General features: G+C 38.9%; 21 protein-coding genes and 1 riboswitch. Of the genes, 16 read left to right on the forward strand and 5 right to left on the reverse strand.

Annotated elements, in window-relative coordinates; translation table 11 throughout:
- The first annotated feature begins 11 nt into the window (after window positions 1–11).
- The 9 genes from hydA to ACR65M_RS00880 all read left to right on the forward strand — a co-directional run bounded on the left by hydA (window position 12) and on the right by ACR65M_RS00880 (window position 11,884).
- Window positions 12–1,430: a dihydropyrimidinase gene (gene hydA, locus ACR65M_RS00840; protein WP_341332190.1), complete on the forward strand. Its 1,419-nt coding sequence runs from the start codon at window positions 12–14 to the stop codon at window positions 1,428–1,430.
- Window positions 1,431–1,548: 118 nt separating this feature from the next.
- The gene (locus tag ACR65M_RS00845; protein ID WP_341332189.1) at window positions 1,549–3,024 is read left to right on the forward strand and encodes an NCS1 family transporter; all 1,476 of its coding nucleotides are present in this window, start codon (window positions 1,549–1,551) and stop codon (window positions 3,022–3,024) included.
- 44 nt (window positions 3,025–3,068) lie between these two features.
- A complete protein-coding gene (locus tag ACR65M_RS00850; protein WP_121445228.1) occupies window positions 3,069–4,385 on the forward strand; it encodes a solute carrier family 23 protein in 1,317 nt (438 codons plus the stop codon).
- Between the two features lie 33 nt (window positions 4,386–4,418).
- The gene (locus ACR65M_RS00855) at window positions 4,419–4,631 is read left to right on the forward strand and encodes a hypothetical protein (RefSeq protein ID WP_121445227.1); all 213 of its coding nucleotides are present in this window, start codon (window positions 4,419–4,421) and stop codon (window positions 4,629–4,631) included.
- Between the two features lie 174 nt (window positions 4,632–4,805).
- Complete coding sequence (locus ACR65M_RS00860; RefSeq protein WP_341332188.1) at window positions 4,806–6,413, forward strand: PucR family transcriptional regulator; 1,608 nt, start codon at window positions 4,806–4,808, stop codon at window positions 6,411–6,413.
- 171 nt (window positions 6,414–6,584) lie between these two features.
- A complete protein-coding gene (locus tag ACR65M_RS00865; RefSeq protein WP_341332187.1) occupies window positions 6,585–8,051 on the forward strand; it encodes a CoA-acylating methylmalonate-semialdehyde dehydrogenase in 1,467 nt (488 codons plus the stop codon).
- Window positions 8,052–8,073: 22 nt separating this feature from the next.
- Complete coding sequence (locus tag ACR65M_RS00870; RefSeq protein WP_341332186.1) at window positions 8,074–9,426, forward strand: aspartate aminotransferase family protein; 1,353 nt, start codon at window positions 8,074–8,076, stop codon at window positions 9,424–9,426.
- Between the two features lie 87 nt (window positions 9,427–9,513).
- Entirely contained in the window at window positions 9,514–10,617 is a 1,104-nt protein-coding gene (gene ald / locus ACR65M_RS00875) for an alanine dehydrogenase (RefSeq protein ID WP_440272301.1), read from the forward strand.
- Between the two features lie 16 nt (window positions 10,618–10,633).
- On the forward strand, window positions 10,634–11,884 hold the full coding sequence (locus tag ACR65M_RS00880) for a M20 family metallo-hydrolase (RefSeq protein ID WP_341332184.1): 1,251 nt from the start codon (window positions 10,634–10,636) through the stop codon (window positions 11,882–11,884).
- 208 nt (window positions 11,885–12,092) lie between these two features.
- Here ACR65M_RS00880 and ACR65M_RS00885 read toward each other — a convergent pair whose 3' ends face one another.
- A complete protein-coding gene (locus ACR65M_RS00885; protein ID WP_341332183.1) occupies window positions 12,093–12,410 on the reverse strand; it encodes a hypothetical protein in 318 nt (105 codons plus the stop codon).
- 147 nt (window positions 12,411–12,557) lie between these two features.
- On the opposite strand from ACR65M_RS00885, the gene ACR65M_RS00890 reads away from it, so the two are divergent.
- The 4 genes from ACR65M_RS00890 to ACR65M_RS00905 are packed head-to-tail and all read left to right on the forward strand — an operon-like array spanning window position 12,558 to window position 16,033.
- Complete coding sequence (locus tag ACR65M_RS00890; RefSeq protein WP_341332182.1) at window positions 12,558–12,758, forward strand: hypothetical protein; 201 nt, start codon at window positions 12,558–12,560, stop codon at window positions 12,756–12,758.
- A gap of 55 nt (window positions 12,759–12,813) precedes the next feature.
- Entirely contained in the window at window positions 12,814–13,959 is a 1,146-nt protein-coding gene (locus ACR65M_RS00895; protein WP_341332181.1) for a GNAT family N-acetyltransferase, read from the forward strand.
- Window positions 13,946–15,241, forward strand: a complete 1,296-nt coding sequence (gene kynU, locus ACR65M_RS00900) for a kynureninase (protein ID WP_341332180.1) — start codon at window positions 13,946–13,948, stop codon at window positions 15,239–15,241. The genes ACR65M_RS00895 and kynU overlap by 14 nt, the downstream gene beginning before the upstream one ends.
- Before the next feature lie 48 nt (window positions 15,242–15,289).
- A complete protein-coding gene (locus ACR65M_RS00905; protein WP_440272302.1) occupies window positions 15,290–16,033 on the forward strand; it encodes a hypothetical protein in 744 nt (247 codons plus the stop codon).
- Between the two features lie 143 nt (window positions 16,034–16,176).
- Here ACR65M_RS00905 and ACR65M_RS00910 read toward each other — a convergent pair whose 3' ends face one another.
- On the reverse strand, window positions 16,177–17,172 hold the full coding sequence (locus ACR65M_RS00910) for a zinc-binding dehydrogenase (RefSeq protein WP_121445216.1): 996 nt from the start codon (window positions 17,170–17,172) through the stop codon (window positions 16,177–16,179).
- A 703-nt stretch (window positions 17,173–17,875) separates the two neighbouring features.
- On the opposite strand from ACR65M_RS00910, the gene ACR65M_RS00915 reads away from it, so the two are divergent.
- A complete protein-coding gene (locus ACR65M_RS00915) occupies window positions 17,876–18,925 on the forward strand; it encodes a DmpA family aminopeptidase (protein ID WP_341332177.1) in 1,050 nt (349 codons plus the stop codon).
- A gap of 15 nt (window positions 18,926–18,940) precedes the next feature.
- Window positions 18,941–19,642, forward strand: coding sequence for a gamma-glutamyl-gamma-aminobutyrate hydrolase family protein (locus ACR65M_RS00920; RefSeq protein ID WP_440272303.1), 702 nt, complete (start codon window positions 18,941–18,943; stop codon window positions 19,640–19,642).
- 45 nt (window positions 19,643–19,687) lie between these two features.
- Here ACR65M_RS00920 and ACR65M_RS00925 read toward each other — a convergent pair whose 3' ends face one another.
- From ACR65M_RS00925 to ACR65M_RS00935, 3 genes are all read right to left on the reverse strand, one after another.
- A complete protein-coding gene (locus tag ACR65M_RS00925) occupies window positions 19,688–20,011 on the reverse strand; it encodes a hypothetical protein (RefSeq protein WP_121445213.1) in 324 nt (107 codons plus the stop codon).
- A gap of 97 nt (window positions 20,012–20,108) precedes the next feature.
- Window positions 20,109–21,110: an HAAS signaling domain-containing protein gene (locus ACR65M_RS00930; protein WP_440272304.1), complete on the reverse strand. Its 1,002-nt coding sequence runs from the start codon at window positions 21,108–21,110 to the stop codon at window positions 20,109–20,111.
- Window positions 21,097–21,444, reverse strand: coding sequence for a PadR family transcriptional regulator (locus ACR65M_RS00935; protein ID WP_440272305.1), 348 nt, complete (start codon window positions 21,442–21,444; stop codon window positions 21,097–21,099). Before ACR65M_RS00935 ends, ACR65M_RS00930 begins: the two co-directional genes overlap by 14 nt.
- Window positions 21,445–21,612: 168 nt before the next feature.
- On the opposite strand from ACR65M_RS00935, the gene ACR65M_RS00940 reads away from it, so the two are divergent.
- On the forward strand, window positions 21,613–22,311 hold the full coding sequence (locus ACR65M_RS00940; RefSeq protein WP_440272306.1) for a YetF domain-containing protein: 699 nt from the start codon (window positions 21,613–21,615) through the stop codon (window positions 22,309–22,311).
- 71 nt (window positions 22,312–22,382) lie between these two features.
- Window positions 22,383–22,492, forward strand: a riboswitch (TPP riboswitch).
- Window positions 22,493–22,511: the final 19 nt, after the last annotated feature.

A 22,511-nucleotide genomic window follows, 5' to 3' on the forward strand; every position in this document is an offset into this window, starting at 1 on the left:
GGGGACTTTGGATGAAAAAAGTAATCAAGAATGGAACAATTGTAACAGCAACAGATACGTATCAAGCAGAAATTCTTGTGGAAAATGGTGTGATTAGTCAAATTGGGAGAAATTTCTCGACTGAAGGTGCAGATGTAGTTGATGCAAATGGATGCTATGTTTTTCCAGGCGGAATTGATCCGCATACTCATCTAGAAATGCCGTTCGGAGGAACAGTCTCTAAAGATGATTTTGAAACTGGAACAATTGCAGCTGCCTTTGGAGGAACAACGACGGTTATTGATTTTTGCTTATCGAATAAAGGGAAACCTCTAAAGGATGCCATTCAAACATGGCATCAGAAGTCAAAAGGGAAAGCAGTAATTGATTACGGATTTCATCTCTCTATCGGAGAGGTAACGGATGCTGTCTTAAATGAGCTTCCATCCGTGATTGAAAATGAAGGAATCACATCCTTTAAAGTATTTATGGCGTACAAAAATGTGCTTCAGGCAGATGATGAAACTTTATTTAAAACTTTAGTTGTGGCAAAAGATTTAGGGGCACTGGTCATGGTTCATGCTGAAAATGGTGACGTAATTGACTATCTTGTTAAAAAGGCTTTAACTGAAGGAAAAACAGATCCAATCTATCATGCGTTAACAAGACCACAGGAAATCGAAGGGGAAGCTACAGAAAGGGCTGCGACCTTCGCAGGACTTGCAAATTCTCAACTTTATGTTGTTCATGTTACTTGTGCAGATGCAGTAAAAGCAATCACAGCAGCAAGAGAAAAAGGATTTGATGTGTGGGGAGAAACATGTCCCCAATACTTAGTACTTGATCAAACCTATTTAGAAAAGCCAGATTTTGAAGGAGCTAAGTACGTTTGGTCTCCTCCACTTCGAGAAAAGTGGAACCAAGAGGTGTTATGGAATGCACTGAGAACCGGACAACTTCAAACATTTGGATCAGATCAATGTTCGTTTGATTTTAAAGGACAAAAAGAGCTAGGGTTAGGTGACTTCTCGAAAATTCCTAATGGAGGTCCAATGATTGAGGACCGCTTAACAGTGCTTTTCTCAGAAGGTGTCAAAAAGGGAAGAATTTCACTTAATCAATTTGTCGATCTAACATCTACCAGAGTGGCTAAACTGTTTGGGTTGTACCCAAAGAAAGGCACGATTGCGGTTGGTGCTGATGCCGATCTTGTCATTTTTGATCCGAATATCGAGCGAACAATATCTGCCGAGACTCACCATATGGCAGTCGATTACAGTGCATTTGAGGGAATGAAATTTACCGGAGAACCAGTATCCGTTCTTTCTAGAGGAGAATTTGTTATCCGTGATAAGAGGTTTGTTGGAAAATTAGGAGCAGGTCAATTTATTAAACGTGCAAAGTACGGAGAAAATTACGAAGTTGTAAAAGATAAAACGACTACAATTTAATTCCTGGGTTAAAGAGGAGGGAGTATAACTCCTTCCTCCATTTGAAATGAGGAAATGAGGTGAATATACGCTGATGTAATTCAGAATATTTAAAATAATTTTCGGGAAGGGTGTTGGAATGAAAAAAAGCAGTAATTATCTGAAATCTCCAGATTTGTTTCCAATAGGGCATGGGGCTAGAAGGATAAGTGCGTTTGGTTTCTCCGTAATTTGGGTAGGCATGGCGATATTACTAGCGGCATTCGCAATTGGAGGAGACGGCATTAAGCATTTACCTCTTGGTTGGGTAATTGTTGCAACAATTATAGGTTCAGTGTTAATTGGTATTTTCATGACGTTTATTGGCGATATTGGAGTTGAGCATGGGCTCTCGTTTCCGGTCTATATGAGGGCTCCTTTTGGTACAATCGGAACTCATATACCTTCAATAGTACGTGGTGTAACAGCTTCTTGTTGGTTTGGTATAAATACCTATTTTGGTGCAACAGCTATGAATGCGATATTAAATACTCTCGTAGGGTTTGATAACTGGTTCGTCTGTTTTATTTTATTTGCAGCCTTTCAGTTAGTAAACACTGCCCTTGGGATCAAAGCAATTGAGAGATTTGCAGATTTGGCTGCTCCAATCATCATTCTTATCTCGATATGGATGTTTATATCCCTTTCAGGGAAAGCAGCTGATCAAGGTAGAGATATTTGGACATGGGTTGAAAGTCCAGTTTCTGGCGGTGCTGCAATAACTGCTTTTATGGTTGTCGTAATGGCAAACATGGGCTTTTGGGCAACGCTGGCTGCTGACATGCCCTCATTATCCAGGTTCTTTAAAGCCCCAAAGTATGAGAGGAACTGGTTAAAACGAAACAAGGCACAAATTGCAGGAAATGTAGTTGTTATGCCACTTGTTAACTTATTTATGATTATCATTGGTGCAGTTGCATACCTTGCTGTATTAAATTATGACCCTGTTGTTGCATTGCAGGAAGCAGCAGGAGGAATTGTACTCGTTATCCTTTTATTAATGATTGTACTTGCACAATGGTCAACAAATACATCTGCTAATGTAATACCTGCTGCAACAATCTTTTCAAACGTGGGAGGGCCTAAATTTCCATTTTGGGCAGGGGTTATTACTGCAGGGATTGTAGGAATTGTTGTTCAGCCTTGGAATTTATTTGGAGTAATTATTCCAGCACTTTTAATAATAGGGGGAATTCTTTCAGCTATTGTAGGGATTTTATTTACTGATTATTACGTTTTAAGAAAGAGAAGGGTTAATGTTCCAGAACTTTATGAGAGTGAGGGGCAGTACAGGTATTCAAATGGAGTCAACTGGGCTGGTATGATCGCTTGGGTAATCGGAGGAACTGCCGCTTATTTCTTTTCTGCTTACTCTTTCTTTGTAGGCTTTGGCGTAGGAGCAGTTATTTACTATGTATTAGCGAAATATTGGTATTTTCAAAAGTTTACTCAAGCAGAAATTGTTGACCCAGACGATGAGAAATACTTAGGAATTACAGTAGGACGTGATTGGGAAATCTCTGAGAATGAAATCGTTGATGTCATTAATAAAACAACTGTTGACTTAAAGAGATAGCTTTAAACAATTCCAACAATAGCAAAAGCAAAGGGGGATTTGGTATGAGCAGTGAAGATTCGAAGGTTGTTTTGGGGATAAACGAGACACCGCCACCAGGTAAGTTTTTGATTTTAAGCATCCAGCATTTGTTTGCCATGTTTGGTGCAACCATCTTAGTTCCGTATCTCGTTGGCTTGAGTCCAGGTGTAGCCCTTATTTCAAGTGGAATTGGGACACTCACTTTTCTGATTATAACCAAAGGTCAAGTTCCAGCATATGTTGGTTCGTCATTTGCATTTATTGCCCCGATCATTGCGGCAACAGCAGCAGATGGTCCTGGTGCAGCAATGATTGGAAGTTTTCTAGCCGGTCTAGTCTATGGGATTGTTGCTTTAGTTATTAAAGCTACAGGCCATAAATGGCTAGTTAAATTACTTCCACCAGTAGTTGTTGGGCCAGTTATTATCGTAATTGGACTTAGCCTTGCACCGACAGCAGTTGGTATGGCAATGAATAACCCAAATGGTGAATATAGTCTCCTTCATTTTACAGTTGCATTAGTGACCTTAGCGATTGTTATTTTAAGCTCCATTTTCCTTAAAGGCTTTTTAAATTTAATTCCCGTTTTAATTGGAATAGTTGGAGGATATATTTATGCTGCCATTGTCGGCTTAGTGGATTTATCCGGTGTTAAGATTGCAAAAATTTTCGAAGTACCTGATTTTCTTTTTCCATTTGTTCATTATTCTCCTACTGTAACCCTAAGTATTATTGCACTCATGGTACCTGTTTCAATTGTCACATTATCTGAACATATTGGACACCAAATGGTGTTAAGTAAAGTCGTTCAAAAAGATCTCATTCAAAGGCCAGGTTTACATCGTTCGATAATGGGAGACGGTCTTGCCACAATGCTAGCAGCATTAATGGGAGGTCCGCCGAATACGACGTACGGTGAAAATATTGGTGTATTGGCCATTACGAGAGTGTTTAGTGTCTTTGTTATCGGCGGGGCAGCAGTGTTTGCGATACTATTTGGGTTTATCGGTAAAATTACAGCTCTCATTAGCTCAATACCAACAGCAGTAATGGGTGGCATATCTCTCCTTTTATTTGGGATTATCGCTGCATCTGGATTACGGATGCTTGTTGATAGTAAAGTAGATTTGGGTGATAAGCGTAACCTCATTATTTCATCCGTTATTTTAGTTGTCGGAATCGGTGGAGCCATTATGAAGTTTTCAGCTAACTTCGAAATACATGGGATGGCACTTTCAGCTATTTTGGGCGTGTTATTAAATTGGGCTCTACCTGGAGGGACTGTCGAAGAAGACACCAATATGTATGAGGCTGATATCGATAGAGAAACGACTGCATAGTACCTGAAACATTAAACAAAGGAGTGTCAGTACATGTCAGAGTATCAAGTATTTTTGCAAGAGAGAGACAAAGTGGATTATTTCCTTCAAAAAGGCTATAAAATCACTAATGTAATAGAAAACCTTAGCGGAGCGTTTGTAGATTTTGAGAAAGAAGATGAAAAAGAAACCTTACACATTATCACCCCAGAAGGTCGTAAGTATTTTGCGGTAATGCTTATTAAGCAACAAAAGGAAGGTGCATAATGTTTTTTTGTTCCAATATAAAAATAGTTGAAAGCCAGTACCAGTGGAAGGGTACTGGCTTTTTTGGGCCATTTAACAGGAAAGTATAAAAATATTTGGAAAAACACTCCTTTACTGACAAGTTATCGCGTATAATGGAACTAATCTGAAAATTCAATTTAGGAGAGCTGTAGATTGAAATCATATATTACAGTTGATGATATTTTAAGTCGAAAGAACTTTGAAAGTGTTAAAGTTATCGCAGGTAAAGAGGGACTCGGGCGACAAGTAAAATGGGTCCACGTTGTTGAAATTGTTAATATTAAGAATCTCTTAAATGGAAATGAATTAATTCTTTCAACCGGTGTTGCTTGGAGGGATAATAAGGAGAAATTTATCTCCGTCATTGAGCAATTAATTGATTCGCAGGCAGCAGGTATTTGTATTGAATTAGGAATATACACCTCATCGATCCCACCAGAAATCATTGAACTCGCAAACAAGTCCCAATTTCCAATAATCCTTTTTTTAAAGGAAGTACCTTTTGTTGAAATCACGCAAGATATTCATGGGCTACTTATTAACAGCCAATATCAAATGATTTCCAATCTTGAAAGTTACTCACAGGCATTAAATAAACGATTATTAACCATCGATCATTATGTTGAAATTCTTAAATTTATTAGAAGTTATCTCCAAGTCCAAGTAATTATCCTCTTTACGAACAGGGAAACTCAATTTATTCCAGAAGCTACCGAGCAAAAACGAAAGAAACTACTAGAAAACCTGCAATCCCAGACTGAAGATTCGACTTATATAGCCAAAATTCCGATCCATTTGCTAGGTGAAAGCTATGCAGAACTTGCAATCATTTCGGAGGAAAGAGAGCTAACCGAATTTGATCAACTCATTCTGGATCGAACTGCAACTGCCCTTGCACAGCTTTTTCTTCGTAATCTTTATGTAGAGGAAAAACATAAAGTAGAAGAAACAGAATGGATCAATGATTGGTTGGAAGGTGAACAAAACGAAGAATCGATAAAAGACTATCTAGCTCTTACTTCAACTAGTAAACCAAAAGGAGCGGTTGTATGTATTTGTAAAATAGATTCCATTGAAGATTATTCCACAAGTGATTTAACTTATTTCAAAATGTTTACCCGTGCCGTTTTTGAACAACAGGGTTTTTCCCTTTACGTAGCAGATAAAAGAAACACAATTGTTTTTATCCTTCTCAATGAACGAAATCATGTGACGTGGAAAGCGAGAGTCCAAGATGGAATCCAAAGATTAATGGACTCTGAGTCACAACTAGGTAATGACAAAGTCAAACCGATACTTGGCGTTGGAAAATTTATAGAAGAGCTCACAGATCTACATAAAAGCTATCAAACTGCGATAGAAACAATTCGAATTCAAAACCGTATGTCGGTACCAGCCCAAAGCTATTTTTATGATGACTTACATATTTTTAGGCTTATTTCGTTACTTAACAGACATATCGATTTGCAGGAGGTTGTATTAGAGTATTTGGAGCCGGTAATCGAATATGATAAAAAATATAATGGAAAACTAATGGATACACTTAAAACCTATTTATCATGTAACGGCTCGAAACAAGAAACGGCAAAGCGTTTATTTGTAGTAAGGCAAACATTATATCACCGCATTCAAAAACTAGAAAAGCTACTAGGCTCAGACTTTATGAATCACGAAAAACGGCTCGCGATTGAATTTATGATTTTATCATATGAGTTTTTAATTTCATCAAATCAACTAAAAGAGAAAAAGCAAGTTTTATAGCCCACTAGAGTTAGTGGGTTTTTTCGTGCAAAGAGTATTCATAATGTGGAAAAATAACAAGCAGTTATTTTACAGAATGTCTAATGAAAGCATTTTCATTATGAGGGATAATTTACATATAGGTTAAGGATTAACGAATATTGAAATACGAAAAAGGAGGCTGTACAAAAAATGTCAGTAGTCAAAAATGAAACAGTTGTTCTGAAAAATTATATAAATGGGGAATGGGTGGACGCCCTTGGAACTCAATCACTTGAGGTACCCAATCCAGCAACAAAAGAAACATTAGTACGTGTGCCGCTTTCTTCAAAGGAAGATGTAGATTTAGCTGTAAAAGCGGCTAGAGAAGCATTTAAAACATGGAAAAATACTCCTGTTCCCAAAAGGGCAAGGATCTTATACAAATATCACTATTTATTAATGGAGAATCATGAAAAACTAGCAAGACTTGTTGTCCAAGAAAACGGTAAAGCATATAAAGAGGCACATGGTGAAGTTCTACGAGGGATTGAATGTGTTGAATTTGCAGCAGGTGCACCTACTTTAATGATGGGTGAGACATTATCAAACATTGCAGAGGATATAGACTCTGAAATGTTCCGATATCCATTAGGAGTAGTAGGAGGAATTACTCCATTTAATTTCCCGATGATGGTCCCAATGTGGATGTTCCCATTGGCAATTGCTTGTGGAAATACGTTTATTTTAAAGCCATCAGAGCGGACGCCAATGCTAGCTAATGAGCTTGCTAGATTATTTACAGAAGCGGGTGCACCAAACGGCATTTTAAATGTTGTTCATGGGGCACATGATGTTGTAAATGGTTTGTTAGATCATCCAAATGTCAGTGCAATTTCATTTGTAGGCTCACAGCCAGTTGCGAAATATGTATATGAACGTGCAGCGCAACAAGGGAAACGCGTTCAAGCTTTATCAGGTGCAAAAAACCATCATATTGTTATGCCAGATGCAGATATGGAAAAAGCAGTAGCCAATATCATAAGCTCAACATTTGGTAGTGCAGGGCAACGATGTATGGCTTGTAGTGCCGTTGTCGTTGTAGGAGATGGAGAAAAGTTTGTATCTGCGTTAAAGGATGCTGCAGATCGTCTCACGATTGGAAATGGAATGGATGATGAGGTGCTCTTAACACCTGTTATCCGCGAGTCACATCTAAATAAAGTACTTGGTTATGTAGAAAAAGGGCTTGAAGAAGGTGCGCAACTTATTAGAGACGGCAGAAAAGAAATGGATGAAATGCCAGAAGGAAATTTTTTGGGTCCAACCATTTTTGACCATGTAACCCCAGAAATGACGATTGCTAAAGAAGAAATCTTTGCACCCGTTTTAAGCCTATTACGTGCCAAGGATTTAGACGAAGGTCTTGAATATATTCAAAAGTCCCGATTTGGGAACGGCGCGACCATCTATACAAAGGATGCTAGGGCAGCAAGACAATTCAGAGAAGAAGCAGAAGCGGGTATGCTTGGCATTAATGTGGGTGTACCAGCTACAATGGCCTTTTTCCCATTTTCTGGTTGGAAAGATTCATTCTATGGCGACCTCCATGTGAATGGTAAAGATGGAGTAAATTTCTATACGCGCAAAAAGATGATTACATCCCGATTTGATTACTAATTTGGATGAGGAGGGAAGCGGTATGACGAAGGTTACGCAAGGGGAAGACCTTTTAACAAAGGATAAGGATTATGTATGGCATGGCATGAAACCATATAATCCAAATTCTACGCTAGTCATTACGAAAGCAGAAGGGTCATGGGTGACAGACCATAATGGGAAACGGTATCTTGATGGAATGTCAGGGCTTTGGTGTGTAAATGTGGGATATGGAAGAGAAGAGTTAGCACATGCTGCATATGAACAGCTAAAGCAAATGGCCTATTATCCATTAACACAAAGCCATGAACCAGCAATCCAACTTGCAGAAAAGCTTAATGAAATGTTAGGAGACGAGTATGTTATTTTCTTCTCTAATAGTGGGTCGGAAGCAAATGAGACAGCCTTTAAATTGGCTAGACAATACCATCAGCAAAAAGGAGAACACTCTCGTTACAAATTTATTTCTCGATATCGTGCTTACCATGGTAATTCCATGGGATCTCTAGCCGCAACTGGCCAAGCGCAGCGTAAATATAAATATGAACCACTCGCACCAGGCTTCATTCATGTATCGCCACCAGACCTATACCGATCTGATGAGAAGGTGGATGCAGAAGTATCGGATTTAAAGTCTGTACAGGAGATAGACCGTGTGATGACATGGGAGCTTAGTGAAACTATAGCAGGTGTGATTATGGAACCAATCATTACTGGTGGTGGAGTCATTGTTCCACCTGATAATTACATGGCTGGTGTAAAGGAAGTGTGTGAAAAGCATGGTTCACTACTAATTGTTGATGAGGTTATTTGTGGATTCGGGCGAACAGGTAAACCATTTGGATTTATGAATTATGGTGTTAAACCAGATATCATTACAATGGCAAAGGGGATTACCAGTGCGTATCTCCCATTATCTGCAACAGCCGTCAAGAAAGAAATTTACGAGGCATTTAAAGGGTCCGAAGAATATGATTATTTCCGGCATGTTAATACATTTGGTGGAAATCCTGCGGCTTGTGCATTGGCACTTAAGAATCTAGAAATTATGGAAAATGAGAAACTATTTGACCGTTCAAAGGAACTCGGGGACAAATTAAAGGATGGCCTGATAGCAGCTTTAGTTGATCATCCTCATATAGGCGATATTCGAGGAAAAGGCTTATTGATTGGGCTTGAACTTGTCAAAGACAAACAAACAAAAGAACCGCTTGAAGTAAGTCAGGTCAACAAAGTGATTGCCGGATGTCTACAAAAGGGACTAATTATTGGTAAAAATGGAGCGACAGTAGCGGGGTACAATAATGTGTTAACTCTTGCGCCACCTCTTTCGATATCCAATGAGGACCTCGAATTTGTTCTTAGAACAGTAACCGAAGAATTAAAAGAATTGTAAAAAGGTAAGTACCAACACTCGTAATCTATTTTCATAATGAAATAGATTGCGGGTGTTTTTCCCAAGAAAAAAGAAAGGTGGATGGAGATGAGAATTGGAGTACCAAAGGAAATTAAAAATAATGAAAATCGTGTGGCCTTAACTCCTGCAGGTGTCATGCAGTTGGTTCAACATAATCATGAGGTTTTTGTTGAAACTGGTCCGGGCCTGAACTCAGGCTTTTTTGATGAACTTTATATTGATGCTGGAGCAAGAATAGTTCCAACTGCTGCAGATGCATGGGCTTGCGATATGGTGATTAAAGTAAAAGAACCAATCCAAGAGGAATTTCAATATTTTTATGATGGATTACTATTATTCACTTATTTGCATCTAGCCGCAGATCGAGAGCTTACAGAGGCTTTAATCCAAAAGAATGTTGTTGCGATTGCATATGAAACAGTGCAGTTAGAGGATAGAAGCCTTCCTTTACTCACCCCAATGAGTGAAGTAGCAGGTAGAATGGCGACACAAATTGGAGCCTCTTTTCTTGAAAAAACAAAAGGTGGGAAAGGTGTTCTACTAGGTGGTGTACCAGGTGTTAGTCGTGGAAAAGTCACCGTTATTGGCGGTGGTGTAGTCGGAATGAATGCTGCAAAAATTGCAGTGGGCCTTGGTGCGCAAGTTTCGATATTAGATGTCAGTGCTACAAGATTGCGAGAGTTAGATGATATTTTTGGAAATTCCATCACAACCTTGATGTCGAATCCATTTACGATTGGCCAAGCGGTTGCAGAATCTGATCTCGTGATTGGTGCTGTTCTTATTCCAGGCGCTAAAGCTCCGAAATTGGTGACAGAGGAAATGGTTCGTTTAATGGAGGAAGGGTCAGTGATTGTCGATGTTGCAATTGACCAAGGGGGTATATTTGAGACGGCTACCCATGTTACCACACATGCAAATCCTACATATACGAAACATGGAGTCGTTCATTATGCAGTAGGTAACATGCCTGGTGCTGTTCCTAGAACATCTACGATTGCACTTACGAATGTAACAGTCCCATATATTCTACAGGTTGCAAATAAGGGCTATGAACGTGCCTTTGCGGAAAATAGAGCCTTGCATAAAGGACTAAATGTGATTGGTGGAAAAGTCGTTTACGAAGGGGTTGCAAGAACTCATAATCTACCGTTTGTAACCACTATTTAAATAGGAGGCTGATTCTATGAATATCCAAACATTAACCATTAATAAGGAACGACTTGAACAGAGAATTACAGAGTTATCAAAAATAGGGAAAATCGGTGAAACGGGAGTGTGTCGACTAACCTTATCTAAGGAAGACCGGCAAGCGGTAGAAACGGTTAAAGGCTGGATGGAGGAAGTGGGGTTAACTGCTAGAATTGACCACTTTGGAAATCTAATTGGAAGAATGGAAGGGAAAAATCAGGATGCCCCGATATTAATGCTAGGATCGCATATTGATTCCCAGCCTTATGGAGGAAGATTTGATGGAACAATTGGTGTATTAGGCGCACTTGAAGTCATTCAAACAATGAAAGAAAATCACGTAGTTCCAAATCGCCCAATTGAGGTAGTTGCTTTTTCAGATGAAGAAGGTTGCCGCTTTAATAAAGGATTATTTGGTGTAAGGGGAATCCTAGGGAAACTCGAAGAAGATGAGTTAGATCGTCAGGATAAAGATGGCGTTACAAGAAGAGAGGCTCTCATTGAATTTGGTTGCGATCCTTCAAAATTTAAAGAGTCAGAGTATCCAAAAGGAAGCATTGGCTCATTCCTTGAGATGCATATTGAACAAGGACCTGTTCTAGAAAATATGAATAAACCAGTTGGAATTGTGTCAGGTATTTCGGGTCCATTATGGTTAACAGTTGAATTAGAAGGCTTTGCTGGGCATGCAGGTTCCGTTCCAATGCCAATGAGGAAAGATGCCCTTGTAGGTGCTGCAAAAATCATCATAGCACTCAACGAGATAGCAAGCCAGGAGCCTGGGGCGCCAACCGTTGGTACAGTGGGAAGTTTACGGGTTTTCCCGGATTCACGTAACATCATTCCTGAAAAAGTAAGTTTTACGGTGGACTTAAGAGATATTGATTTAAATAGACGTCACAAGCTTGAGGCACAATTACATGAAAAGATTAAGGAAATTACCGAGGAACACGGGCTACGAAGTAAAATTACAGAAGATACTAATAGCGAACCTCGTTATTGTGCAGAAAGAATCAAAGATATTATGCGCAATGAAATGCAAAGCATAGGATTGGAACCAATGGAATTAATGAGCGGTCCTTTTCACGACTCATTAGCCATGTCATATGAATGTGAATATGGAATGATATTTGTCCGTTGTAAAGATGGAATTAGTCATAATCCTAAGGAATTTTCAACCTTTGAAGATATCTCACTAGGTACTGAGCTACTGTATCGTACAACGGTAAGAATGGCTCAGAAATAACCTAAATAAAAAACGAATGTAGAGCTTACTTCTACATTCGTTTTTTTATCTTATTTATTTATTTGTAAAGAAATCTTTAAAGGCTTGTGTAATCTCGATACCTTGAAAGATGAACAGGCTAGTCACCGTTAACGAACATAATCCGATCATAATGAATCTAAACCACATAATTTTTCTCCTCCTTGATTTTTATAATGATGTAAAAAAATCAAAGAGCTTTTACCACATAATTAGATTGATAAAAAATGGGTGTTATCCAGATAAATTTTCGGTAGGTTTTGTTGACTTCGATGTTTTTAAAAACACCTCGCAGGACGATAAAACCCGATGTGATTGAAAAAAGCACCCAAGAAATTTTTGGTTTACCATCATCATTGGAAGAAAAATTGTCGATTGAAACACTGCTAATAGTTACTGTGTTTTCTTGAATGTCGGGTGATTTAAACGCATGGGAATGTGCGATTGTAGCTGAAAAAGACATGATCGCAACAAACATGATGATGGCTAGAGCGAATCGTTTCCTCATTTTCTACCATCTCCCCATTGTTAATGTTACTATCTTACACCCGATGAACTGTAAAATCCACAAAAATAATTTTACAAAAATTGCGAAATTTTATTTTGTAAATTGAAAAATGTGGGAACTATGTTACCCTAAAGAAGGGGTGAAGTAATGAGTAAAAGTAAACGAAATCTCCTCATTGCAATCATTGGGAGTCTTGTGATTGTAACGTTTGGTGTTGTAAGAATACTAGAAATTAGAGATAACCACAAAATGAACACACAGATTTTAGAAGCGTGTATGGACAAAGGGGAAACTGTTGTATTTGAAGCGAAAAATATCTTTAGTCTAGACGAAGTTAGCTGCGAGTAAATATGAGTATTGATCAAAATAGATTAATTCTTTTCTAAACAGGAGTTGGTAGGCTATGACAATCGAAAGACTTACTGAGGAACAATTTTTAGATTCTGTGCGTTTATCAGAATATGCATTTACATATAAGCTTTCAGAACAACAGCTTGATGAGGTTCCTAAAAAACTTAAAAACCATCAAATTTATGGAATCTATGAAAATAATAAGTTAGCTGCAAAGTTTCATCTCATACCACTCTCCACATATGTGGGGGATCAATCGTTTAAAATGGGTGGAATAGCAGGTGTTGCGACGTATCCGGAATACCGAAGACGTGGGTATGTGAAGGAATTGCTTACGTATGCGCTTGAAACGATGAGGACACAGGGATTTACCGTTTCGATGTTGCATCCATTTGATGTATCTTTTTACCGAAAATATGGCTGGGAACTATTTAGCAATCGCCTTAAAACGCTTCATAAGCAAGCTGATTTGACTATGTTTGAACCTGCAAATGGTACAATCAAGCGTTATCAATTTGAAAACGCCAATCTGGAAGAGCTTAAACAGATCTATGCGCAGTATGCAACTACATTCTCGGGGATGCTTGTTCGGGAGGATGATTGGTGGAAAAGCGTGGTTGATGATCTTAATATTGCGGTTTATTACGATCCAGCAAATAAGCCAAATGGTTATGTCCTTTATGAAGTTAAGGACAGTAAGATGACGGTTGAGGAATTTGTCCCTGTTAATGTCGAGGCCAGACAAGGCTTATGGAATTTTATATGTCAACACGATTCAATGATTTCTGAGCTCGAAATGATTTCATATGAACAAGAACCATTGTTTTTCGCATTAAAGAGACAAAAGACCGTGAAACGTGAAGTGAGTCCATATTTTATGGTGCGAATTGTTGATGTAGAGTCATTTCTACAAGAATACAAATTTGCAGGAAACGAGATGATTAAGCTTCAAATTACAGACCCATTTGCACCTTGGAATGAAAAAACATTCCTTATTAAAGATGGCAAGGTTCGTATTACCGACGACACAGATGGAGCGATTAAACTTTCGATTAATGCATTGTCCACGGCCCTCTTCGGTCATCAACGTCCGAACGAACTTTTTGCAGTTGGTATGATTGCAGGATCAGAAATTGAAATAGAAGCATTTGAAAAAATGATTCCGAATCGTCCTGCATATATGTATGATTTCTTTTAAGGGGGAATCTGTTTTGAATTCTTTAGAGTATGCAAGAAAACTTGATAGAGAGGATCCGTTAGCTCCGTTCCGTGATGAATTTTATATAAAACCGGATACCATCTATTTGGATGGTAATTCACTTGGACTGTTATCAAAGCGGGCAGAACGTACATTACTTAGTTCATTAGAGGATTGGAAAGAATATGGGATTGATGGATGGACACAAGGGAGGAAACCTTGGTTTTATATGTCTGAACAGGCAAGCGAATTACTTGCTCCGCTTGTTGGAGCATCACCTGAGGAAGTGATGGTAACGGGTTCAACGACGGTGAATCTCCATCAATTAGTTGCCACCTTTTATAAGCCAAAAGGGAAACGTACAAAGATTGTTGCAGATGAATTAAATTTCCCATCTGATATTTATGCCCTACAAAGCCAGTTGCAAATTCATGGACTTAACCCAGATGAGCATCTTATCAGGGTAAAAAGTCATGATGGAAGATATATTGCTGAAGAAGACATCATTTCGGCTATGACCGATGAGGTGGCTCTGGTGGTTTTGCCCAGCATATTGTATCGAAGTGGTCAAATCATAGATATGCAACGTCTCACTTATGAAGCGCATAAGCGCGGAATTTTAATCGGGTTTGATGGCTGTCATTCAATCGGTGCGATTCCACACTCCTTTTCTGAATGGGATGTAGACTTTGCCTTTTGGTGCAATTATAAGCATCTTAACGGTGGGCCTGGAGCGGTTGCAGGATTGTATGTGAATCGTAAGCACTTTGGTATATTACCGGGTTTAGCGGGATGGTTTGGATCGAATAAAGAAAAGCAATTTGATATGGAACATACGTTTACGCCAGCGGGCAATGCGGGGACCTTTCAAATTGGGACTCCTCATGTATTAAGTTTGGCACCTTTACTAGGTTCACTTGAAATGTTTGCTGAGGCAAGGATTGAAAATATTCGGAGTAAATCTCTTGGATTGACTAATTTTTTAATTGAACTAATCGCTTCTGAACTAACATGTATGGGTTTCACGATTGGCTCACCCCGTGATAATTCTATTAGGGGAGGTCACGTAAGTCTCGAGCATAAGGAAGCAGCACGAATTTGTAAGGCGCTAAAAGAAAATGGAGTGATTCCAGACTTTCGAGCTCCAAATATCATCCGACTTGCACCAGTGCCCCTTTATAATTCCTATGAGGACGTTTGGAAAGTTGTTCAGATGTTAAAAACAATAATGGACGAAAAACAATACGAAAAATTTAAAAATGAACGAGACGTAGTAGCGTAAAGGTATACCAACCCGGTATACCTTTTACAGCTTAAGGGAGGAATTCATGTGGCAATCGTGGCTGGTTCGAAGTTCGAAACATACAAACAAAAAATTTTATCCTTGCCCAGGGACTATAAGGAAGAAGGCATTAAGAGCAAGACATTTTTATTGGAAGTGGATGAAAAAAAGCACCTCGAAATTTATTATGCCCCATTTGAATACGTAAATGAGTCTGCAAAAGTTATGATAGTCGGAATTACACCAGGACTACATCAAATGAAAAAATCATTTTCAACAATCCTTGATCCGAAAAATAAAGGTCTATCTGATGAGCAACTCTTACACGAGGTGAAAAAGAATTCAAGTTTTGAAGGTCCGATGAGGAAAAATCTGATTGGGATGCTCGATGAACTTGGGTTACACTCATACCTGGGAATTGAATCTACCAGTGAGCTTTTTACGTCTGCCAGTCATCTTGTTCAAACAGCTTCTGTTATTAGGTATCCAGTATTCTATAAGGGGAAAAATTACAGTGGCTCAACTCCAAAGATGTTAAATACGGAATTGTTAAAGAAGCATATTATGGATAGTTTTACAGAAGAGTTAGTGCGTATTCAAAATCCACTCATCATTCCTTTAGGGGTTAATGTGACAGCAGTGTTCAACTACCTAGCAGAAAATGGGTATGTATCCTCAGATAACGTTCTTTATGGATTTCCACATACCTCAGGTGGAAATGGTCACCGCCATAGACAATTTGCTGAGAACAAGGAGCAGATGAAGAAAAAGTTAGCTAGTTATTTTGGATAAAAAAACTGCACCTTTATTATAGGTGCAGTTCTAGTTATCTAGCTTCACTAGCCATCGTCTTTGGGTTACAAGTCAATAGCTTCTGAAGGTAAAAAGCACTTTTCTTGTCTTTTTGTTGGTGAGGGTGACTTGAGCTTTACGTTTTAGTCTTCGATTTTTATCACGATTTTTCCGAATTGTTCAGCTTCGTCAATACGCTGCATTGCTTTTTTAGTTTCTTCCAGAGGGTATACTTTATCAATTACAGGTTTAATTTTATGTTCATTGACAAATTGCAACATTTCATTAAACTCTTCTGTACTCGCCATGGTGGAGCCAAGTAATGTATATTGACCATAAAAGAATTCACGAAGATTGAAGTCCACAGAATCACCAGCAGACGCACCGAATGTTACCATTTTTCCACCCTTTCGAAGCTGTCCAAGTGATTTATGGAATGTCGCTGCTCCAACTGTTTCAACTACGATATCTGCTTTTTCTCCATTTAACGCCTCATTCCAGTTACCATTGCTATCAATCGCTACATCAGCGCCTAATTCAAGAGCTTGTTTTAGCTTCGCTTCAGAGCGAGAAGTAACGATAACACGAGCCCCGATTGCTTTCGCAAATAGTAAAAGGAACGTTACGGCACCACTTCCGATTCCAGGTAATAAGATAGTATCAGTTGGCTTTACATTTGCACGAGTGAATAATGCGCGATAGGCAGTCATGGCTGCAAGAGATAAGACTCCAGCTTCATCCCATGATAAATGTGCTGGCTTTGGACCAACATTATCCGCAGAGATTGTGATTTTTTCGGCAAAGGTTCCGTGATCGGGTAATCCAAGAATCTCATGACCTTCAGGTGGAGCATCGCTATTTTCTTTCCAGCCTAAGGAAGGATTGAGGATTACTTCATCCCCAATCTTAACATCTTCAACACCAGGGCCAACCGCTTCAACAATCCCAGCGCCATCCGACCCAATTACTAATGGGGGATCTGTTTCTTTATGTCTATGTAAAACAAATAAATCACGGTGATTGAGTCCAGCGCTTTTTAGCTTAACCTTCACTTCACCTTGTTTTGGTTCAATCTCATCAATATCGGAATAGGATGTTCCGTCCATTCCAGGAACTTTGTAATGTACAAACGCTTTCATGTTTTTCCCCTCCTAAATTGTCTAAACGATAGTTTCATTTTAATAGAATTCTACAGAACATTTCAACTAATTGGATTGTAGAGGGGATGCGTGTCCGATTTTTTGACTTGGAGTAAGGAAAGGTAACGCAAGAGTGGGATACGTACCGGATTGTTAGATTTGAAGAGTAGAAGAGTAATGAAAAGGCCAAATTTGTGGCTAGGTAGCCTACTACACACTTAAAAGAGGTCACTTATTGGATAAAATTAGGAGAATGCGAACCAACAAAATCGCAAAACACGCCCGCATCTGGATAAAATTAGGGAACAGCGAACCAGCAAAGCCGCGAAAGACGCCTGCATTTGGATAAAATTAGGGAACAGCGAACCGGCAAATCCGCGAAAGACGCCCGCATCTGGATAAAATTAGGGAACAGCGAACCAGCAAATCCGCGAAAGACGCCCGCGTCTGGATAATATTAGGGAACAGCGAACCAGCAAAGTCGCGAAAGACGCCCACATTTGGATAAAATTAGGGAACAGCGAACCAGCAAAGCCGCGAAAGACACCCGCACCTAGATAAAATTAGGATACACCGAACCAGCAACACCGCGAACATAACACTCTGTTCCTAATAAAACAAAAATATCCCTACCCACCTATACTCAACCCGCCCATCTATCCTATACTAATAACAAATATCAATCGGAAAGGGTTACACAAAAATGCAAATAAGACTAAAAGATTACGGGATAAATATCGGTAACTTACCAACAGGAACTTTAAATAAAATCACAGATGTAAAAGGCGTGAGAGTCGGCCACTCCACCATATCCGACGGGGATATCCAGACAGGGGTGACAGCCATCATCCCGCACGACACAAATATTTTTAACAATAAAGTGGTTGCTGCTTCATATGCTATGAATGGGTTCGGAAAGACGATGGGGACTCTTCAAATCGATGAACTGGGCACAATTGAAACACCTATTCTGCTAACAAACACGCTAAGTGTGGGGGTAGCAGCCAATCACCTTATCAGTTATATGCTTGAGCAGAACAAAGAAATCGGTGATACAACCGGGACAATAAATCCTGTCATCGGCGAGTGCAATGATATGTTATTAAATAATATCCGAAAACAGTCAATTAAAGAAACGAATGTCCTGGAAGCGTTAGAAACAGCAACAACCAATTTCGAAGAAGGCAGTATAGGAGCAGGTGCGGGAATGAAATGCTTTGGGCTAAAAGGGGGGATCGGTTCCTCGTCACGAATCCTTACATATCCTCATGGAAACTACACCCTGGGCGTCCTGGTGCTATCGAATTTTGGGGAGATTGATCAGTTTCGCCTAAACGGAATCCATGTGGGTCCAATCATCAAAGAGAAGATCTCGTCAAAAAGTGAGAAGGGTGACAAAGGCTCCATCATGATCATCATTGCAACTGATTTGCCGGTGACTTCACGTCAATTAAAGCGAATCATCAAACGTGCATCAGTGGGACTTAGTAGAACAGGTTCTTTTATTGGAAATGGGAGTGGGGATGTTTTCATCGGTTTCTCAACCGCAAACACAATCAGTCATGAAAATAAAGGGGAACTCCAAACTATAAAAGTCATTCATGAAGATGACTTGGATCAAGCCTTTTTAGCAACAGCAGACGCTACAGAGGAAGCGATATTACAATCATTACTAACTGCGAAAACGACAATAGGCAGAAATGGAAATACACTGTATTCATTGGCAGAACTGATGAGTGAGATCATTTCATAATGAGGGGGAATAAATATGAATAAGCCGATTATTGGTGTTACCTCGCATGTTGAGTTGGATTATAAACATACGCTGTCGAATGATTATATTCAAGCTGTAATTGGAGCAGGAGGAATTCCGGTTATTTTGCCAATTGGCATTGATGAAGATGTTTCACAGATTGCCAGTAAGATAGATGGGCTTCTACTGACAGGGGGAGGGGATATTGACCCAACCTTATTTGGAGAGGAGCCACATCCAAAGCTCGGGACGATTTCGCCAGGAAGAGATGATTTTGAGCCAGCCATCATTCAGGAGATATTAGATGCAAATAAGCCAATCCTTGCAATTTGTCGCGGTATCCAGATTTTGAATATTGCACTTGGTGGGGATATGTATCAGGATATTTATGATCAACATGAAACCGGGCTACTTCAGCACTCACAGAAGGCAACAAGATATCATCTTGCCCACTTTGTGAAAGCAAAGGAAGGGAGTTTGCTAGAATCTATTGTTGGGTCTTCTGAATTTAAGGTGAATACGTATCATCACCAGGCAGTTCGCCATGTACCATATCCACTTGAGGTTTCAGGGGTTGCATCAGATGGAATCATCGAGGCAATCGAAAGCAAGGGACATTCTTTTGTGTTAGGCGTGCAATGGCATCCTGAAGGCTTGGCGGTCAATGGTGATGAGATTGCGAAACGTATTTTTACAAGATTTGTAGAAAGTTGTTAAGAAAAAAGGAGTTAAGTCTTATACACAGGACTTAACTCCTTATCTTTATCCCCAGTACTCTAAATACTCATAATTGTCAGTGGGAACTCTTTTGATTACTTCATTCGCTTCATTACGATAAATTTCATATTCACGGTAGATGTCAACCTTATTACCGTTGACAATCTCAGTGTCAACATACTGCATCTCCAATTCTAGAATCAGTTCCTCTTCTGAAGTATCCTCTTCCGGATTTGCTGTTACTTCTTCGTCCGAAGACATACCAGATACAGAAATTGCATTTTTGTATTCATAGACATCATCTGATTCAATTACACCGGTCACAAATATAATGGATAGAATCCCGATGGCGGTCAACAATTTATTCAAAGTTACCAAACTCCTTTGTTCCATATCTATTACTCATCTATATGCATTCGAGAAAAAGATTAGGACAACTAATCCCACGGGAGTTGGTAAAAGTCTGTTATCGGATACGATCCTTTCGAAAACCATCATATATACTAATTGCCGCAGATACTAAGAGAATAGTAATTACACCAATAATAAACCTAGAGTTAAAGTGATCTGGGTTCATGGTGAAAAGGTCTTCGGACATATAGGTGATAAAGGCCTGGTTCATGATATTCGGATGTATGAATATCACGATGAATACAATGGCTCCGATTAGTTCGACAGCAGCATTAGAGAAGGCCAAGCCTTTCGTCCATTGTCCCTTAATTAATTTATATAAAGCAAGTGAAATTTCTGTAACAATCACAATAAGAACGATTGGCCAGAACTGTAACAAAACGTCTTGATTTAAGGCTGGAATTACAAATTCAAGTCCATCTTTCCCGCCTTCGTAGATACCTAAAAGCTGATTTGCTTTAAAATATAGAGTTGCCCAAATGGCAGTCCATAGTAAACCTCCAAAAACTTCAAACTTTGAGATCGCTTTTTTCTTTGGGATATAGGTTATACTTTTTAAATCATCTGGAGTCCATTTTTTTAGACTGGCTGTTAATGGTTGGTCATCTTTTGATTTATCCGTTCTTTCGATAATGGCAAACACAATTGTCAGCCAAAAGAATGTTTGTATTGATACTTCAATAATTCTCCATATGCCGAAACCGACAATTTCCAATACCATATTAATGATGGTTTCCTCACCTTGTTGCCCAAGAAAATACTCAGGGATGATTGCGATGAGTGAGATAACAGCCGCAATCGGTATAATCATTTTTAATAAAGTAACATACACATCAAAATAACGTGGTCCAATAAGGTACATGGGCCGATCAAGATAACCACTGGCCAATTTTGCCGGGCTCCCTAATTTTTCTAACGCGATTTTTACATCTTTTTCATTGTAATCATCGGGCAACATGTCCTCGATTGTCGACTGCAGTTCAAGAGCAATGTCATCTCTCACTTTTTCAGGAAGTAGTCGCGTGACTTCCTGAATGTAAATTTCAATCAGATTCATAATCTTCCTCTCCCTCTAATAATTTATATAGCTCTCTCGAATTTTGAATCCATTCCTTTTTTAATTGTAAAAAGGTTTCGAGACCGTATTCACTCAAAACATAGTACTTTCTGGGCCTACTCTCCGTTGTGTCCCAATTGCTTGTCACTAGTTCCTGTTTTTCCAGCCGACGAAGCAGTGGATATAACGTACTTTGCTCAATGTTGATACCTGACCCCTCTAATAACTGGACTAGGGAATAGCCATATTGTGGGGTTCGTAATTGACTCAAAACCGCTAGTGTCAACGTTCCTCTTCTTAGTTCAGTTATTAATGAGTTAAATAAATCACTCATTTACCCACCTCATTTTTATTACTATATGACATACAGTATTTGATTTATACTATGTATCGTACACTATTGTTGTGAAGAAAACAATTCTTTTTTTAAAATTGGGTGAATTAATTAATTCGCTTTATTAGGGATAAAATAAATCTCAACAAACTAAAAAGGAGTTTTATGATGGCTGCTTCACAGCTCTTACTAAGGATCGCTATTGCTTTTGTTGTGTTATTTGTACTTGCAAGAATAATGGGAAGAAAAGAAATCAGTCAAATGACATTTTTTAATTTTGTTTCTGCCATTGCTATAGGCTCTATTGCCGCAAATTTTGCAATGAATTCAAATGTAAGTATATTAAATGGGGTACTAGCGTTAATAGGCTGGACTGTTTTTACATTAACGATTGCTTTTATTGATATAAAGTCGAAAAAAGCAAGGAAAGTAACAACAGGGGAACCGATCATTGTGATAAAAGAAGGAAAGGTTATGGAGAATTCACTTCGTTCAACACGACTAGATATGGATACCCTTAATTCAATATTAAGACAAAAAGGGTACTTTTCTATTAAAGATGTACAGTATGCCATCTTTGAAACTAGTGGCCAACTTTCGGTGATGCCATACGAACATAAAATGCCTTACACAAAAGAGGATGCCAGTGTTAAGAGTAATCCCTATATATATCCAACCTCGACCGAGGTCATCTCAGACGGTGTAATTAATAACATGAATCTTTCTAGATTAAATTTAGATACAAACTGGCTAAACCAACAATTAAAAAATGCTGGGGTGACGGATGCATCTGAGGTCTTTTATGCAGAGGTACAAAAAGATGGGACACTATACATAGACAACATAGACGACAATCTGATGCATTAAGCCTCTGGAAAAAATGTATAGGACTTAAAAAGAATGACAGCACAGATTCATATGCTATAATAGAATCAAATTGAATAGTGCAGGGGAGCTCACACTTGTGGGCTGAGAGTAAGCAAAATGTAGCTTTGACCCTTTACCTGATTTGGATAATGCCAACGTAGGGAATGTGTGTAAGTATGACGATTCATGCGGTATATCTG

Source organism: Ferdinandcohnia sp. SAFN-114 (assembly GCF_059415045.1).